The organism is Microcella humidisoli, assembly GCF_024362325.1.
Taxonomy (GTDB): Bacteria; Actinomycetota; Actinomycetes; order Actinomycetales; family Microbacteriaceae; genus Microcella; species Microcella humidisoli.
In genome coordinates, this window is the sequence record NZ_CP101497.1 from 38346 (window position 1) to 53988 (window position 15643).

Genomic DNA, 15643 nt, shown 5'->3' on the forward strand with positions numbered 1-15643 from the left:
AAGGGGATCCACCATGTCGTCTGTCGCCCGCGTCACCACCATCACCGCCCGCTCCGAGAAGAGCTTCGAAGACGCCGTGCGCGTCGGGGTCGAGCGCGCCAACAGCACCCTGCGGGGCGTCAGCGGTGCGTGGATCAAAGAGCAGAAGCTGCACATCCAGGCCGGCAAAGTCGCCGCCTACCAGGTGACGATGGAGATCACGTTCGTTCTCGACGACTAATCGCCGTCGCCCTCCCCGTCGAGCTGAATCTGGAGAGCCTCGAAGCTCCAGGCACTCGAGCTCGTCAGTCCCTCGAGCGGCGAGTCGCCCTTGGGCTCGCCGTCCCAATAATCGAGTTCCGCCGGCGGGAGAGGCGCGAAGAACGCCTCGGTTGTATCGACGCCGGGCAAGAAGCCAAGTTCCCGCTCTGTTTGGGCATCATCTGGTTGAGTAGCCATCGTTGAAGTCGCCTCTCGCAACCGTGCGTGTGGCAAGAGTGTACTCAGCTAGAGCCCCGGCAGGGTCGGGGCGGGCGGGGCGTGCTCGCGCACTCCGCGGGTGTGGCTGATGAGCACCGCGCGCAGGCGCACGGCGGCGCGGTCGGCGGCGGTGGCTGCGGCGAGCATCCACTCGCGATCGAGGCGGCCGGGGTCGGGGCCGCCGCGCCGCTCGAGCGCGAGGATGAGCTCGGTCGCCCCCGTGTGCTGCGCGACGCCGTCGATGACGGTGAACAGGGAATCGGCGGCGTCGGCGGGTGCGCGGCGCGGCAGGTCGTCGCAGGGCATCGCGAGGCCGCCGAACCCGTCGGCGTTGGCCGGGAAGAAGAACCACAGCTGCCAGCGGATCGCCGGCCCGAGCGCGAACGCGAGCTGCGCCTCGGGGGTCTGCAGGTCGTCATCGGTGATCGGGCGGGTGATGGTGGGCTGGTAGGTGCGGAAGGCTCCGGTCATGCGGGGCAGGATGCCCGGCGCGCGTCGCCTGCATCCCGTCGCTCTCCCGCTCGGGGCATCGAGGCTGCTGGGACTGCGCGGTGGAGGAGCCGCGCCGGTCGTGACGGCCGAGCGAGGTAGATTCGCGTCATGTACCGCCAGATCGCGCGCAACAAGCGGTGGAGCATCCTGCTCATCACACTGTTCTGCGTCGCCGTGGTCGGGCTCGGGGTGTTCAGCGCGTGGGTGGTCGGCGACGTGTGGCCGTTCTGGCTGCTGCTGATCTTCTGCCCGCTCTACGTGTGGTGGGCGCTCAGCTCGGCCACGACGTCAGCCGCGAAGACGGCGGGGTGGGCGGCCGCGGATGCCGAGCAGCAACCCCGGCTGCACAAGGTGGTGGAGACGACGGCCATTCGGGCGGGCATCCCGATGCCGAAGGTGGGCGTCATCGACGACCCCGCCCCCAACGCGTTCGCGGCGTCGCTGAGCCCGAAGAACGCGGTCATCGGCGTCACGACCGGAGCCCTCGACCTGCTCGACGACAGCGAGCTCGAGGCGGTCGTGGCGCACGAGGTAGCTCACATCGTCAACCACGACGGACGCGTCACCCTCACGACCTTCGCCCTCGTCGGCTCGATTGCCTCGGTCGCCGGCATGCTGCTCGTGCTCGGCTGGGCTCTCGTGCGATCGGTGCTGAGCGAGTTCAAGATGGGGCTTGGCATCATCATGGGGATGCTCGGCATCGTGATGATCGTCATCGGCACCGCCTTCGCGGCCGTGGCTTTCGTGCTCGGCCCTCTCATCAGCTCGGCCGTCTCACGCCGCCGCGAGTTCCTCGCGGACGCTAGCGGCGTCGAGCTCACGCGGTTTCCCGAGGGGCTCGTGCGGGCGCTGGAGAAGATCCACGCGCACCCGTCGACGGTGAAGGCCGCGTCGTTCGAGGTGCGCGGGCTGTTCTTCGTCAACACCGTCGGCGAGGGGTTGCTGGCGCAGTGGCTCGGCTCGCACCCGCCGGTCGCGGAGCGGGTGGAGCGGCTCAAGGAGATCGGGCGCGGGTTCTAGGTGACGGGACTACACGCCTACCAATGCTGTCGGAGTGCTTTGGTCAGGTCAGCGAGGACCGCGTCGATGTCTGCAGGCGCCGTGTCGTGGAGCGCTTCGCTGACGACCAAGACGCGACGGGTGTCGGGTCGAATGGCGGAAAGAGCGCTCTGGCGGTTGGTCCAGCGACGTGCGTGAGCGTTGCCGGCGTCGTCACGAAAGATCACTTCGGCGGGCTCGGGGTTCTCGGTCGTGCCGCTGAAACTCAGGTAGCTCTCCGTCCCTTCGGCACGCGTGACCGTGAGGTCGCCGATGACCGTATCGAGGTCGAACACCGCGATCGGTATCGCATACGCAAGCGACACCGCGTTGCACAGGTCGACGAGGGGGTGAATCGACGGCAGCTCGCCCTCTTTCTTGAACCGGCGCAGGAGGGCTTCCGACGCGCAGCGATACTGCGTAGCCTTCAACCCCAGCTGAGTGAACGCCCGTCGCCAGGCTGCGATCTCAGGAAACTCGCTTTCCGGTCGTTCTGCCAGGCGTGCGGATGCGCGCTCAAGAAACGGCCCAGCGGAGGCTGCAACGTCGGGGGTGCTGGTCACGCCATCAAGGGTGAGGGTGGCGACAACGAGGTGGGGAAACTCGGCGAGCAACGCTGGATCGTGACTGAAGCGCATGCTCTGCTACCGAGTCTCAAGGGCGAGTCGGCCTGCGAGCAGAACGTAGGTCGCAGCGAACGTGCGGCGCAGCCACGTGACGACCTTCGGGCGTGTGATCACCTGGTTGCGCATCGTTGCCGCGAAGACTCCGTACAGAGCGAAGACGACGAACGTCACCACCATGAAGACGAGGCTCAGCCCGATCATGTGCCAGGTGCCGTTGGCCTCACCCGCCGGCACGAACTGCGGCAGAAACGCGAAGAAGAAGATCGTCAGCTTCGGGTTGAGGAGGTTGATGAGAATCGCGGTGCGGATCACGCGCCCGAAAGACACGGGTGCGGTGCTGGCGTCAACCTCAATCAGCGACTTGTCGCGGAGGGTCTGCCAGGCCAGATAGAGAAGGTACGCAACGCCGAGCCACTTGATCGTCTGGAATGCGATCGCGGAAGCGTTCAGGATCGCTGCGAGACCCGTGATGGCGGCAACCATGTGCGGAATGACGCCGAGTGTGCACCCGAGGGCGGCCACGATGCCGGCTTTCGTGCCGCGAGAGAGCCCCGCGGCGATGGAGTACACCGCTCCGGTGCCGGGTGTGGCCACCACGACGAGGGTTGTCAGCAAGAAGGCAAAGCTCATCATCATCCCCCCACGGTCACCGCGTCCCGGCGTATCGGAAGCGTACTCGTTTCGATTGGTGAATCCTCACGAAGTAGGTCGCATCGCTAGGCGATGGCGTGAAACTCCAACCGGAGCCCGAGCGCCCTCGACACCTTGACAATGGTCGCGAAGCTCGGATTCCCGTCGGCGGAGAGCGCCTTGTAAAGCCCCTCGCGGCTCATCCCGGTGCGCCGAGCCAGCTCGCTGAGGTTGCCCGAGCGGGCGATGGCCCCGAGCGCAGCCGAAATGGTGGCAGGGTCGTCGCCGCTCTCGGCGATCGTCGCTTCGAGATAGGCCGCCGCGGTCTCCATGTCGGACAGATAGTCGGCAGCATCGAATTGGCTGAACCTCTCAGTCGTCATGCTTCTCTCCCCTCCATTGCTCGGCCACACGATGTGCCCGCCTGATGTCTCGCGACTGAGTCGACTTGTCACCCCCGCACAGCAGCAGCACTATGGCGCCGCCGTGTTGCAGGTAGTACACGCGAAGACCGGGTCCATGGTCGATCCGTAGCTCCGATACACCGAAGCCAACGGGTCGAACGTCGCCGGGGTTGCCGCGTGCAAGGCGATCAAGCCGTACCAAGACCCGCGCAACAGCACCACGGTCGCTCAGCCTGGCCAACCACCGGTCGAACTCAGCACTTCTGCGCAGCTCGTACATTGTCAACTGTAGTTCACAGCACTTCCGTTTTCAACGGAGCCCCGGCCGACCCCTCGGCGCCACAGCGCCGTCCATCAGGTCGACCGCACGTTAGCGCGCACCGCCGACATGGGCTCGGCACACACCCCTGAGGTCAGTCCGCCATTTAGCGCGATCGTGCGAGAATATGACCATGGATGCTGAGCACGCGCCGCACGAACGAACCCCGATCGACCGGCCGCTGATCGACTACCCGCGCCCCTCGGTCGCCGTCGACACCGCGGTCTTCACGGTGCGCGGCGACGAGCTGTGCGTCGTGCTCGTCGAGGGCCGCGACGGACGTCGACGCCTTCCCGGCACGTTCCTGCACGAGGGCGAGCGCCTCGTCGACGCGGTGCGGCGATCACTCGCCGCGAAGGCGGGCATCGGGGGCGGCGAGCCACGGCAGCTGCAGGTGTTCGACGAACCGCACCGCGACGATCGCGGCTGGGTGCTCTCGGTCGCCCACGCAATGGCGCTGCCCGCCGAGCGCCTGCCGGCCGACGCGGGCGTGCCGATCGACCTCGCCGACCCGCTCGACTTCGACCACGCGCGCATCCTGGCGATCGCCGTCGAGCGCATCCGCACCGACTACGCGACGATGCCCGACCCCTGGAACCTCATGCCGCCCGCCTTCACCTTGCGCGAGCTGCTGCTGCTGCACACGGCCGTCGACCCGTCGACACCGCAGCGTGACACCTTCCGCCGCATGATGGAGCCGCTGCTCGTCGAGACCGGCGAGTACACCTCGGGCACGGTCGGCAAGCCGTCGCGGCTGTTCCGCAAGCCGACGGCCGACGAGGTCGCGGCCCGCCGCCGCAAGCACGAGGAGGCCGTGCGCACGGGCGCGCGCCGCACCTCGCGCTCGCGCAGCGACGAGGTGCCCGCCGACCGGCTGCTGACGCAGTCGACGCGGGCGCGCTCGCTCGACGCCTGGCTGCCCCTCGATCAGCTGCCGACGGATGCCCGGCACACGATCCGCCTCGACCGCGGGCCGGCGGGCGTGGTCGCGCGGGTGCTCGCCGACGAGGGGTCCGCGCTCTGGACCTTCCGCGCGCTCGTCACCACCTACGAGCGCGCCGAGAACCGCATCGGCCCGGATGCCCAGCTGCAATCGATCTCCCTGCACGGCCCCGCCGGCCGCGAGCTGTCGATCGTGCGGTTCTAGGCGCCCGGCTCGGCATCTCCCTTGTCGGCGCTTACCCGGTCGGCGTCGGCGGCCCCGCGGCTGGGTGCGGCCATGACGCGCTCGCTGCGGTCGAACTCCTTCTTCGACCCCGCGCGAACGTCGGTGAGGTAGCGGCCGAGCGAGGCGCTGCTCGCGAGCACGGCGTCGGCATCGGCATCCCACGCCATCGAGCTGCCAGGGTCGAACCCGAGGTCGCGGCCGACCGCGATGGCGTCTTGCCCCGCACCGAGGTAGACGAAGTTCCAGCCCAGCTCGTCGGCGAGCCCGGTGATGAGCCGGTTGACGCGCTCGCCCGTCCAGCGCCGGCTGGCGTTCTCATGCCCGTCGGTGACGACGACGACCTGCACGGTCGCGGGCTGCGCGTGCACGGGCATGGCCGAGAGCGCCGAGCGGAAGCCTTCGAGCGAGTCGCCGAGAGCATCCAGCAGCGCGGTCATGCCGCGGGGCTCGAGTTGCACGCGCACCGACGCGGGGTCGGCGAAGGTCGCCTGGTGCTCGACGACGTCGTCGAACGCGACGATATCGACGGTCAGTCGGCCGGGCAGGGCAGCCTGCTGGGCGAGCAGGCTCTCGAGCCCGCCGACCATGTCGTCGCGGATGGTCTGCATCGATCCGCTGCGGTCGATGATGAGCAGCAGGGCGGTGTAGGTGGGGTCGGTCATGATGCCTCCGTGCTTTCAGTGGCCGCGCGTGCGGCCTGATCGGTGATGCGAGTGAGGGCCTCGCGCAGGAAGCGCTTCGGCGACGCGGCGGGGAGCGCCGCCACGACGTCGGCGAGCGCCTGCTCGACCGGCACGCCGCGGTGCAGCGCCGCATAGAGCGCGGCGACGGAGGGCGTGCGGCTCTGGGCGGCGACGCAGTGCAGCAGCACGGTCTTGCCCTCAGCGCGCAGGGCGGCGATCACGTCGACCGTGTCGCGCAGCACGAGGTCGAGGTTCGGGTTCGCCTCGGGCTCGTCGCGGTCGATGAGCCACACCTCGACGTGGTCGGTCGCCCGGCGCTGGTCAGTCCCGATGCGGCAGAGCGACACGACCGCGTCGGCGGGCGACTCGTCGAGGTCGACGATCGAGCCGAGCAGCACTCCGGGGTCGTGCGGATGCGGGGTGAGCGAGCGCTCGGGGTACCAGTCGACGTACTCCATGCGCGCGCCGGTCGGCCAGCCGGTGTCGTCGGGCTCGCCGCCGCGCGCGGCCAGCGCGCCGAGCGCGACGAGGTCGTGCGCGCGAAGGCCGGGGTGCCCGTGCAGCACCCGTCGCCAGGCGCTCGGCACGGCGCTCGCGCCGAACGCGGCGCCGAGCAGCCCTCCGGCGATAGCGGCGACCGTGTCGGTGTCGCGGCCGCCGCGCACGGCGCGCTCGAGCCCCTCAACCAGCGCAGTCCCGCCGCGGAGGGCAGCACCATCGGGGTGCGCGGCGACCGCTCCGTGGATGCTCGACCACGCCCCCTGCAGCGCTTCGACGACCCAGCCGTTGCGGGTGAAGTCGCGCGGCTGGCGCTGCTCAGCATCCTCGAGCAGTGCGACCCAACGCTCGCGCCGCGCGGCGGGGAGGGCGGGCAGGCCGATGCGAGCATCCAGGTCGCCGGTGAGAACCGCGTGGCGGATGGCGAGGGTCCAGAGCACGCAGGCGTCGCCGGCGTCGTCGTCCCAGTGGGTGAGCGAACTGAGGGCACGGGCGGCTTCTGCGGCGGCATCCGCGTCGTGCAGATATGCGAGGGCGACGGGCGCGGTGCGCATGAGCGATCCGTTGCCGGCCGATCGGCCGGTGCGCTTGTGCATGGCCTGGGCGGCGGCGCGCGCGGCGGCCGCGGTGCCGCCGGTGCACTCGGCCTCGGCGAGCACGGCGCGGGTCTGCACGCCGACGTCGGCGGCCGTGCGGGCCCAGGTGATCCAGGCGGCAACGATCTCGTCGAGCACGGCCGCGTCGCGCAGGTCGGCTCCTCGCGCGGCGGCCTGAGAGATTGGCACGGCCATGGATGTGTCGTCGGTCCACTCCCCCGGCGCCCAGCCGAACCCGCCCCCGCCGATCATGCCCACGACGGCGTCGTCGGGCAGCGGGTCGCCGAACTCGTAGCCGGCGCCGAGGGCGTCGCCAGCGGCGAGGCCGAGCAGCACGCCAGCAGCGCGGTCGGTCGAGACGGTCGGGCGAGGGGAAGAGGAAGGGGTCATGCGGTCTCCTTGGGGTTCTCGAACAGTAAGCGTGAGGGCTGACATTGACGGGTTCGCTCACGTACGCCGGGGTGGCCGGCTCGCGAGTGGCGATGTGCCGCTGTTGTCATGTGACATCGACGACACATCAGCCTGAAGACACTCCGTCACAGGTCAGACGGCGGCGAGAAGCGGGTGCACGCGGTCGAGGGCGGTGAGGTGCAGCAGGCCGCGATCGGTCGGGCCGGCGGCGCCCCCGGCGACCCGCACCCCGAGCCCGGTGGCGGCGATGCGGTCGTCGTCGCGGGCGACTTCGAACCAGCGCTCGCCCGCCTCTCCTCCGTGCAGGCGTCGGCCCTGCAGGGCGCGGACGAAGGCGCGAGCCCGCTCGGCGGGGGTGGCGACGGGGTCGGCGAGCCGGGCATCCACCGCCGCGGACTGCACGATGCCGGCGTAGCGCGAGCGCAGCCCCGAGCCCGAGCAGAACAGTTCGAGGCCCATGATGCGCCCGCCGATGCCGATGATGACGCCGCGCTGGCCGTCGATCATGCGGGGCACACGGATGCTCTGCCGATCGAGCTGGTGGGTGAACGAGCGCGTCTCGCTGCGGCCGAGGCGCTGCTCGATCGCGTCGATGCGGTGCCAGACGCGCGACTGCCGGTCGTGCCGCTCGAACTCGTCAGAGACGCGGTGCTGGGCGGCCTCGTCGCCGTAGCGCACGACGAGCGAGGCGCGGCGGCCGCCCGCGGTGTGCTCGGTTCCGCCGCCCCAGCGGCCCTGCTCGACGCACAGCGCCGGCAGCGCGCGGCGCTCACGCGGAGCGAGCACCATGCTGCGGGCGAGCATGCGGTTCTGCCAGCCGCCCTCGAGCAGGTCGCCCTCGAGGGCGACGAGCGAGCGGTCGGCGAGGTTCTCGGCCTCGAGGGTGTCGACGGCGGCGCCGTCCGCGCGCTCGGCGATGCGGAGGGACGCGGGAGCCCAGTCGAGCATGCCGATGCGCGGGGCGTCGACCCAGACCGGGAAGATGGTGAGGCCGGCGTGGTGGGTGCCCTGGCCGACGTGGAGGGCGGGGATCGTGGTGTGCATGAGGGGCCTCCGGGTGGGTGGCGAGCGATGTGCGGGGCGGTGGGTTCCGACTTGTCGCGCTTTCGCTCAAATAGACTGTAACAGATGGTTAGCGCTGATTCGCGCTGTTCCAACACGCTCGCGACTCCCCCGGCGTGTCGCCCCTGCGTAGAGTGCCCTCATGGCCCCTGATCGACCCCACGTCTTCGTCGTGCACGGCGACCTCACGCAGCTCGCGTGCGACGCGATCATGATTCCGACGGATGCGCGGCTCAGCGTGCGTGAGCACTGGCACGCGGTCGTTCCCGAGCACCGCGAGCTCGCCGCCCGGCCCGAGCTAGACGCCTTCCGTCGCGGCAAGGCGCTTGCCCACGCCCTCGGCCCCAACAGCACCGACGAGCACGCTCCCCTGCGCGTGCTGACCGCGGTTCCGTTGCAGGGCTACTCGTCGGTCGATGAGTTGCGGCCGCGCATCCGTGCCTTCGTCGAGGCGGCGGCGGCCGCGATCCCCAGCCATCGCGAATCGGTCATCGGATCAGGCCAACGACGAGCGCTGCCGCTCGTGGCGATGCCGCTGTTCTCGAGCGCGGGCGGCGGCGGCGGTCTGCGCCGTACCGCCATCATCGACACCGTGCTCGACGAAGCGCGGTCGGCGGCGATCGCGTGCGGGGTCGACGTGGCGCTCGTGCTGCGCACCGAGCCGGATGCCGCGCTCGCCCAACAGCGTCGTCGCACCACCGCCACCGACAGCTGGGCGGCCGTCGCACCGCGCCTCCTCGAACGCGCGCAGCTTCTCGCCCGCCACGCGCTCGCCGACCGCATGGTGCCGTTCATGGGGGCCGGCGTGAGCATGTCGGCCGGCGCCCCGAGCTGGTCGCGCCTGCTCACCGACCTCGCCGACATGATCGAGCTCGACGCCGAGACCCGCGATGCTCTCTTCGCGGGCAGGCTCGGAGAGCTCGACCAGGCGACGTACCTCGCCCGGCGCTTCGACGAGGCCGGCCTCGACTTCCGGTCGGCGGTGGCCGCCCTTGTGCAGCGCCCGCGCTACGGCCTCGCACCCGCCCTTCTCGCCGCGACGGCCGACGAGCAGGCGATCACGCTCAACTACGACACCCTGTTTGAGCGCGCAAGCACAGCCGCCGGGCGCGCGCGCCGCGTTCTCACCGGCGGCGGCACCCCCGCGCGCACCGACGTCGAGGGCGCCGACGCCGCTGCCGCCTCCGACCTCGGCGACCGCTGGCTGCTGAAGCTGCATGGCTCGGCAGACCACCCCGGGTCGATCGTGCTGACGCGCGACGACTACCTCGGCTTCGCGTCCGACCGCTCGGCGCTGACGGCGATCGTCAAGGCGAACCTGCTGACCCGCCACCTGCTCTTCGTCGGGTTCGGACTGGCCGACGACCACTTCCACGAGATTCTGCACGACGTGAAGCGCGCAGTCGGCAGCACCGAGGCCTCGGCGACGGCACTCACCCTCTTCGCCGACCCGCTGAGCGATGGTCTGTGGGGCGGGTCGCTGACGGTCGTGCCGATGCTCGCCGAGCGCTTCAGCCCGGATGCCCTGCCGCGCGCCGCGCGCACCCTCGAACTCTTCCTCGACGCTCTTGCGGCCTACTCGATCGACTCGGAGAGTTACTTGCGGTTGCCCGAGTACGAGGAGGGGCTCAGTGCGGAGGAGTTGCGGGTGCGCGAGCTAATGCTCGCGCTCGAGGCAGCGTCGGGCCGCACCTACTCACCGTCGAGCAGCAATTGAAGGCCCAGGACGAGAGAGCCCGAAAACGGCCCATCTCGCTCTAGGGCAGCACGGAGCGGTCGAGTCCGGGCCCCTCGAGTGATCTACGCAGCCTGCGCCAAGTGAAGCCTCTCCGTTGCGAAGGAGTGCTCTCCCGACTCGTCCTTCCAGTAGACCATCACGGGAGAGGACGCGGCATTGGCTTGCGGGTTCTCCAGCGCGACGAGTGTCTCCTGGGTCGACTGAATCAACGAGTCGAACCCCTTCATGATGATCATCTCCCCCTCCAGCGTCGACACGTAAGCGGCCTTCAGCGCAGTCAGGTTGCGCTCGGCCGCGGCCCCCTTGCCACCGATGAATTCCGGCATAGAGCGCGCAACCCAGTTCATGTCGTTGAGTTGCTTCTCTCTCTCCGAGATGGCGCTGCGCACGCCGTCGGAGCGCTGCACGAGCTGCTTCCAGAACTCGACGCCATCCCTGATCTTCGACTTGAGCTGCTCCACCGAAGAGGACATCGACTTGGGGTTCTCTTGCATGTCAACACAGACGCGGAGATAGGCGATACGAACGTCGAGGAACGACGCGAGCATGGCGCTGTGGGCGTCATAGTTCGCGCGTTGCACGCTCTCGATGTCGTCGACGTTCGCGACCTGGAAGCCGTCGACCAAGTACCTGAATCGCTCGGTCAGGCGTCGAATATCGTGCTCGGCCAGGGCCATTCGAATCAGCATGTCGTTCGAGAAGCTCCCCGCGGCGTTGTACTGACGGTAGACCTCATCGACGATGACGGATGCGGCTGCCAGCTCACCGGCGTGCGTCGCCTCTGCGCGCGCGATTGCGGTGTCAAGCGCACCCTTGATGGCATCCAGCTTGCGGTCCATCTTGTCGAACTGCTGCAACATCATCACGGTAGTCATTGCTTGCATCGCCATCAGCGGCGCGACGACGGGGATCGAACTGGCGACAGCGATGAACGGAGCCTGAGCGACGATTCCGCCGGCGCCCATGACCGCAGAGCCGACGCCGTTGCCGATCGTCATGAGGGTCGCCGGATTGGCCGTCGCCATGAAGAGAGACCCTGAGAACGCTGCCGACAGCGCGGTACCGCCTGCAGCCGATCCTGCCGCGACCATCGACATCACACCGTGCGGTGAGATCGCCTTCCCGTCATCCGTGTAGCTACCGGTGGTCAGCAGGCTCGTCGTCAGGCTCGACACCATGAGGTCGCGAATGCGCCCCTGGAACTCGAACACGGCAATCTCCGAGCCGTCCGCAACGAACCGTTGTACAGCGACTTCTTCATTGTTGGTCATGGGGCGCTCCTCGCTTCAACGGTCCACCCTGGTCTCGGCCTTGAGGGTCGTTCACCACTCTACGAGTCGCTACCGTCATCCAACGCAGCGAACTTCGCCGCCATCGTCGGGTTCCCCCGCGTCAACTTCTTGATACTCACGTCTTGCGCCTTGTCGTTGGCGAGGCGCAACTGGCGCTCCGACCCGAGCAGGGCATCCTTCGCCTTCTGAAGCCGGTCGATCGACTTGTCGATCTCGGCGATCGCCTCCTGAAACTTGCGCGAGGCGAGGTCGTAGTTGCGCGCGAATCCGGTCTTGAAAGTCTCGAGGTCGCTCTCGAAATGGGTGATGTCGACGTTCTGCGCCTTCACCAACGCCAACTCTTGCTTGTACTGCAGCGACCCCAGCGCCGCATTGCGCAGCACCGTGATGATCGGAATGAAGAACTGCGGACGCACCACATACATCTTCGGGTACCGGTGCGAGACGTCGACGATTCCGCTGTTGTAGAGCTCGCTCTCGGGCTCGAGCAGCGACACGAGCACCGCGTACTCGCAGCCCTTCTCGGTACGGTCCCTATCGAGCTCGCGCAAGAAGTCTTCGTTCTTCTTCTTGGTGGCCGTGCCATCGTTCTCGTTCTTCATCTCGAACATGATCGACACGATCTCGGTGCCGGCGTCATCGCTATCCCGAAAGATGTAGTCACCCTTGCTGCCCGACCGCGCGTCGTTGTCTTTCTCGAAGTACGCCTTCGGAAACGCCGTGGCGCGTATGCGGTTGAACTCGGTCTCGCAGTGCTGCTCGAGCGTCTCGCCGACCATCTTGGTCGACAGCCGCGCCTTCATGTCTTTGAGTCGCTCGATCGCATCGTCGCGATCTTTGATTTGCGTCTCGTACTTGTCTTGCAGCGCCTTCTCGCCGAGCGCCTTCTGCGCTTCAGCCATCTCAAGGTCGGCCTTGAGCCGGTCGCGCTCTTTCTCGACGCGCGTGGTCGCTTCGATCACGGCCAGCTGCTTCGCCTGATCTGACGCCTGGATGCTCGCCTTCAGCCTCTCGACCTCCGCAGCCTTCTCGGCCAGCTGGTCCTGGAGCTTTGCGGCCAGCTTGGCCTCGGCCAACTCAACCGCGGATGTCGTCTCGGCCTTCGCCTGTTCGAGCTCGCTGAGCAGCTTCGCCCGCTCGGCCTCGGCGCGTGCCTGCGCCAGCTTCAACTCCTGCTTCTTGTCGCGCTCTGCGAGCTCGAGCCGCTCGTTCAGCTGCTTCTCGAAGTCGCCGTCGCGAACCTGCTTCAGAATGTCGGCGTATCCGGCCTCGTCGATCGTGAAGGACTTGCCGCAGTGGGGGCAGATGATCTCGTGCATCACGACTCCTCTTGCGTCACGCGGTTCGCTCGCTGGAAAGACCTCACGATGCGGATTGTTCCGGTTGATCGATGGCGGCCGGGGTGTTCGTGCCACGAGATGAAGGTGTCGGGCCCGTAGAAAACCGACGACCACGCTCGAAAACTGTGGCCGGGGGTGGCGCGCTCCGGCTGCTCGTCGTCTCTCAACGCCCTCAATACGAGGGAGGAGCTCGCCGGCTTGAAGGGCCGCCAGTTTTCTAACGAGAACCACCACGTGAAGCCGTCAATCACCTTCTGAAGGGGAGTTCCAACCTTCAGGTACTTAGACGGCTTGCCCACCCATGCCTCAAATGAATTGTTGTTGTGGAAGTCAACTAGCGCATAGCGGGCCGACTCACCGCCGAACACGAGGCCGGGAATCTCCTGGATGGTGAACTGAGAGCCCTGGGTGCGCCAGCGTTCCGCAGCCATTCGGGCATCCCAGAACGAGGCCGCGAGGCTCGTCGGACCTTGGTAGTCGTTACTAGTGGTTGAGTGCCATGCGTTCCGCTGCCTCGTCACGATATAGAACCTGGCCGCAACAAGACTCTGCAGCGTCCCCAGAGTCGCGTTCCCTTCTTCGCCCACCAACTTCACTGCCTCCTGACGTCAACCGAGTGCAACGGTTTATCGGCATCGCTTCGAAGCACCGGCAACTCGCGTTAGCTCCAGGACCCGCTGAGCAACACTGAGGGTTCCCCCCCCCACGTTATGACGAGCTCGTCGCGGGCGCGGCTCGCCGCCACGTAGAGCAGCGAGCGCTCTCGCAACAGCACGTCGTCCCGCTCTTCGGGCGCCGCCTGGTCGAGAGCCCACGGTGCGGGCATCTGCCCCTCGGAGACGTCGAAGAGCACGACGCGGGAGAACTCTTGGCCCTTCGCGTTGTGCATCGTCATGACGACCGGGCTCGCACCCTGGCCTTCTCCCGAAATGACGGCCGAGACGGTGACGCCGCGCTCGGCGAGCGCCGTCTTGACGGCATCTCGTCGGCTGTTTGTGCGCGCGAGGATGGCGATGTTCTGTGGAGGTACGCCCTCCTCGATCCAGCCGCGTACCGTGGCCGCGACTGTCTCGTACTGGGCAGTCGCGTTGGGATTCCCAACCAGAAGAGGTGCCGGGCCGCGACGGGAAGATCGATAGCCGTTGACCTCTTCCTGACCTTCCTCGACGTCGAGGTACTCACCACCCTCCAGCACACTCATGGCGAAGCCGAGGTTCTGCTGTGTCGTGCGGTAATTGAGGGTCAGGCGGCGCGACCGACCACGAATCGCAATGCCGTGACGCGACAGCACGACACGCTGGCCGTAGATGCGCTGGTGCGAGTCCTCGGCAATGAAGAGATCGTCCGGCCCCTCAGCAACCAGAGCTCGAAGCAGCCCCCAGTGCAGAGGCGACAAGTCCTGACCCTCATCCACGAGTAGGTGGTCGGCGGGCGCGCCGTCCATGGCTCCCGCATTCAGGGTGGCAGTGGCGACCGCCGCCAACTCCGCGAAGCTCATCTTGCCGGCCAGCGAGGTCGCCTGGCGGTACGCCTCGATGACCGTCCACACGTCCGCACGCTTCCGACGGTCGAGAGCGACACCACGGCCGGGTCGACGGGCGGTGAAGTACTGCTCGCGTGTAGTGATCGACTGTGAAAGGACGACGTGCAGATACTCACCTTCAAAGAAGGCAGGTGACTGAAGCTGCGGCGGAAGCGACTGACCAGCCGAGTCAATTGCGCTTTGCCAGAACGAGGTCTCCTGGTTTCCGTCGAACGGATTGCGCGGCTCGATGGGAGAACCATATACAGCCTCCGCGCTCGCCCAGAAGGCAGCTCCCGCTTGGTCGCGCACTGCTGCCGCGAGTTGATCGACACCACGCACCAGCACGCCCGCCTCGCCCAGCTTCTCGACGCGCACGATCGACCCATCCAGGCGCTCGAGGTCGCGCTTGAGCGCCTCGGCGAGCGAACGGTTGAAGGTTGTCAGAATCACACGGCCGGTCACGTTGGCTCGGTGGAGGTGCCGGGCTCGGTGAAGAAGGACGACGGTCTTGCCGGTGCCGGCTCCGCCCGTCAGGCGGAACGCGCCGTTGCGCGACTTCGTGGCGTACTCGCGCTGTTCCGGGTGCAGGAAGACTCGCCATGCGCCGAAGTCTTCGCCCTCGATGACACGACGCAGCTCTTCGTCGTTATCAATAAAGGTGAACTGCATTTTGGCAGCGGGGTGTTCAAGCCCCTTCTGCAGCCGCTCGTCGTCGCTGGCGTCATCGGGCACGTCCTCCTGATGGTCGAGCCTCAGGTCGGCACGGATCTTATCGATCGTGTCCAGCACTGCGAGGCCCAGAATCGCGAGGCGCTCCCACTCGTTCTCACGGTTCTCGCTGATCGCCAAAAGCTCGTCGTCGGACGTCGCCGCGTAGAGCGCGTCCGCTACCGCCGGGTCGAAGCCGAGGAGGGCCTCGAGTTCGGGGCGAAGATAGCCGTTCGTACCGAGATACGACTCCTTCTTCGGCGCAGGCGCAGGCAAGGAGGGCGAGGCTGTTGGGACGCCTTGCGCCCCGCCGCCTTCTCCAATCGCTTCGTAGAACTCGATGACGCCGGTTACTGGATTAATGCGCAACGCGCGGGTGCGCGCACGCTCGATCGCCTGATCGTGCGGCCACGTTCCGGCGTACACATAAGTCGTCCCAGCCGTGGGCGTATCAATCCGGTACAGCACCGCTCGCCAGAACTGATCAACGCGGCCTGTTCGCGCACGCGAGTCAGCAGCCTGTTGCATGGGCTCGATATGCAAAGCCGCCGTGGTGTCGTCTTCCGTGAGTTTCTGCACGAAGGTGAAGATCTTCGCCTTGACAGCGGCGTCGTGCCGAGGCTCTCTGACCTTCGCAAACTGGACGTTGGGCAT

16 protein-coding genes are annotated in these 15643 nt (G+C 67.7%); 4 read left to right on the forward strand and 12 right to left on the reverse strand.

Going from position 1 to position 15643, the window contains the following annotated elements; all coding sequences use genetic code 11:
• Positions 1–13: 13 nt before the first annotated feature.
• Positions 14–220, forward strand: coding sequence for a dodecin family protein (locus NNL39_RS00165; RefSeq protein WP_255159706.1), 207 nt, complete (start codon positions 14–16; stop codon positions 218–220).
• On the opposite strand, the gene NNL39_RS00170 is transcribed toward NNL39_RS00165, so the two are convergent.
• Complete coding sequence (locus tag NNL39_RS00170; RefSeq protein WP_255159707.1) at positions 217–390, reverse strand: hypothetical protein; 174 nt, start codon at positions 388–390, stop codon at positions 217–219. The two genes, NNL39_RS00165 and NNL39_RS00170, sit on opposite strands and share 4 nt — an antisense overlap.
• 96 nt (positions 391–486) lie before the next feature.
• Positions 487–930, reverse strand: a complete 444-nt coding sequence (locus tag NNL39_RS00175; protein WP_255159708.1) for a hypothetical protein — start codon at positions 928–930, stop codon at positions 487–489.
• 129 nt (positions 931–1059) lie between these two features.
• Here NNL39_RS00175 and NNL39_RS00180 point away from each other — a divergent pair, with 129 nt between their 5' ends.
• Positions 1060–1971, forward strand: a complete 912-nt coding sequence (locus NNL39_RS00180) for a M48 family metallopeptidase (RefSeq protein ID WP_255159709.1) — start codon at positions 1060–1062, stop codon at positions 1969–1971.
• 17 nt (positions 1972–1988) lie between these two features.
• Here the strand turns inward: NNL39_RS00180 and NNL39_RS00185 are convergent, their stop codons facing one another.
• The 4 genes from NNL39_RS00185 to NNL39_RS00200 form a co-directional block, all read right to left on the reverse strand.
• A complete protein-coding gene (locus tag NNL39_RS00185; RefSeq protein ID WP_255159710.1) occupies positions 1989–2627 on the reverse strand; it encodes a B3/B4 domain-containing protein in 639 nt (212 codons plus the stop codon).
• A gap of 6 nt (positions 2628–2633) precedes the next feature.
• A complete protein-coding gene (locus tag NNL39_RS00190) occupies positions 2634–3251 on the reverse strand; it encodes a LysE family translocator (protein WP_322972918.1) in 618 nt (205 codons plus the stop codon).
• Between the two features lie 80 nt (positions 3252–3331).
• Positions 3332–3628, reverse strand: coding sequence for an addiction module antidote protein (locus NNL39_RS00195; RefSeq protein WP_255159711.1), 297 nt, complete (start codon positions 3626–3628; stop codon positions 3332–3334).
• Complete coding sequence (locus NNL39_RS00200; RefSeq protein ID WP_255159712.1) at positions 3618–3929, reverse strand: type II toxin-antitoxin system RelE/ParE family toxin; 312 nt, start codon at positions 3927–3929, stop codon at positions 3618–3620. Before NNL39_RS00200 ends, NNL39_RS00195 begins: the two co-directional genes overlap by 11 nt.
• Before the next feature lie 172 nt (positions 3930–4101).
• Between NNL39_RS00200 and NNL39_RS00205 the strand changes: the two genes are divergently transcribed.
• A complete protein-coding gene (locus NNL39_RS00205; protein ID WP_255159713.1) occupies positions 4102–5115 on the forward strand; it encodes an NUDIX hydrolase in 1014 nt (337 codons plus the stop codon).
• Here NNL39_RS00205 and NNL39_RS00210 read toward each other — a convergent pair.
• The 3 genes from NNL39_RS00210 to NNL39_RS00220 form a co-directional block, all read right to left on the reverse strand.
• A complete protein-coding gene (locus NNL39_RS00210) occupies positions 5112–5798 on the reverse strand; it encodes a vWA domain-containing protein (RefSeq protein ID WP_255159714.1) in 687 nt (228 codons plus the stop codon). The genes NNL39_RS00205 and NNL39_RS00210 overlap by 4 nt on opposite strands.
• The gene (locus tag NNL39_RS00215) at positions 5795–7303 is read right to left on the reverse strand and encodes an ADP-ribosylglycohydrolase family protein (RefSeq protein WP_255159715.1); all 1509 of its coding nucleotides are present in this window, start codon (positions 7301–7303) and stop codon (positions 5795–5797) included. Before NNL39_RS00215 ends, NNL39_RS00210 begins: the two co-directional genes overlap by 4 nt.
• A gap of 153 nt (positions 7304–7456) precedes the next feature.
• A complete protein-coding gene (locus tag NNL39_RS00220; RefSeq protein ID WP_255159716.1) occupies positions 7457–8368 on the reverse strand; it encodes an ARPP-1 family domain-containing protein in 912 nt (303 codons plus the stop codon).
• A 160-nt stretch (positions 8369–8528) separates the two neighbouring features.
• Between NNL39_RS00220 and NNL39_RS00225 the strand changes: the two genes are divergently transcribed.
• A complete protein-coding gene (locus NNL39_RS00225; protein ID WP_255159717.1) occupies positions 8529–10103 on the forward strand; it encodes an SIR2 family NAD-dependent protein deacylase in 1575 nt (524 codons plus the stop codon).
• A gap of 83 nt (positions 10104–10186) precedes the next feature.
• On the opposite strand, the gene NNL39_RS00230 is transcribed toward NNL39_RS00225, so the two are convergent.
• The 3 genes from NNL39_RS00230 to NNL39_RS00240 form a co-directional block, all read right to left on the reverse strand.
• On the reverse strand, positions 10187–11395 hold the full coding sequence (locus NNL39_RS00230; protein WP_255159718.1) for a hypothetical protein: 1209 nt from the start codon (positions 11393–11395) through the stop codon (positions 10187–10189).
• A 59-nt stretch (positions 11396–11454) separates the two neighbouring features.
• Positions 11455–12990: a DUF2130 domain-containing protein gene (locus tag NNL39_RS00235; protein WP_255159719.1), complete on the reverse strand. Its 1536-nt coding sequence runs from the start codon at positions 12988–12990 to the stop codon at positions 11455–11457.
• Between the two features lie 427 nt (positions 12991–13417).
• The gene (locus NNL39_RS00240) at positions 13418–15643 is read right to left on the reverse strand and encodes a 3'-5' exonuclease (protein ID WP_255159720.1); all 2226 of its coding nucleotides are present in this window, start codon (positions 15641–15643) and stop codon (positions 13418–13420) included.

What these genes read in the sequence shown, in the direction of transcription:
- NNL39_RS00210 (WP_255159714.1), bottom strand. Translation starts at nt 5,798, where the DNA reads ATGACCGACCCCACCTACACCGCCCTGCTGCTCATCATCGACCGCAGC.
- NNL39_RS00165 (WP_255159706.1), top strand. Translation starts at nt 14, where the DNA reads ATGTCGTCTGTCGCCCGCGTCACCACCATCACCGCCCGCTCCGAGAAG.
- NNL39_RS00180 (WP_255159709.1), top strand. Translation starts at nt 1,060, where the DNA reads ATGTACCGCCAGATCGCGCGCAACAAGCGGTGGAGCATCCTGCTCATC.
- NNL39_RS00200 (WP_255159712.1), bottom strand. Translation starts at nt 3,929, where the DNA reads ATGTACGAGCTGCGCAGAAGTGCTGAGTTCGACCGGTGGTTGGCCAGG.
- NNL39_RS00195 (WP_255159711.1), bottom strand. Translation starts at nt 3,628, where the DNA reads ATGACGACTGAGAGGTTCAGCCAATTCGATGCTGCCGACTATCTGTCC.
- NNL39_RS00220 (WP_255159716.1), bottom strand. Translation starts at nt 8,368, where the DNA reads ATGCACACCACGATCCCCGCCCTCCACGTCGGCCAGGGCACCCACCAC.
- NNL39_RS00215 (WP_255159715.1), bottom strand. Translation starts at nt 7,303, where the DNA reads ATGACCCCTTCCTCTTCCCCTCGCCCGACCGTCTCGACCGACCGCGCT.
- NNL39_RS00225 (WP_255159717.1), top strand. Translation starts at nt 8,529, where the DNA reads ATGGCCCCTGATCGACCCCACGTCTTCGTCGTGCACGGCGACCTCACG.
- NNL39_RS00185 (WP_255159710.1), bottom strand. Translation starts at nt 2,627, where the DNA reads ATGCGCTTCAGTCACGATCCAGCGTTGCTCGCCGAGTTTCCCCACCTC.
- NNL39_RS00190 (WP_322972918.1), bottom strand. Translation starts at nt 3,251, where the DNA reads ATGATGATGAGCTTTGCCTTCTTGCTGACAACCCTCGTCGTGGTGGCC.
- NNL39_RS00230 (WP_255159718.1), bottom strand. Translation starts at nt 11,395, where the DNA reads ATGACCAACAATGAAGAAGTCGCTGTACAACGGTTCGTTGCGGACGGC.
- NNL39_RS00240 (WP_255159720.1), bottom strand. Translation starts at nt 15,643, where the DNA reads ATGCCCAACGTCCAGTTTGCGAAGGTCAGAGAGCCTCGGCACGACGCC.
- NNL39_RS00175 (WP_255159708.1), bottom strand. Translation starts at nt 930, where the DNA reads ATGACCGGAGCCTTCCGCACCTACCAGCCCACCATCACCCGCCCGATC.
- NNL39_RS00205 (WP_255159713.1), top strand. Translation starts at nt 4,102, where the DNA reads ATGGATGCTGAGCACGCGCCGCACGAACGAACCCCGATCGACCGGCCG.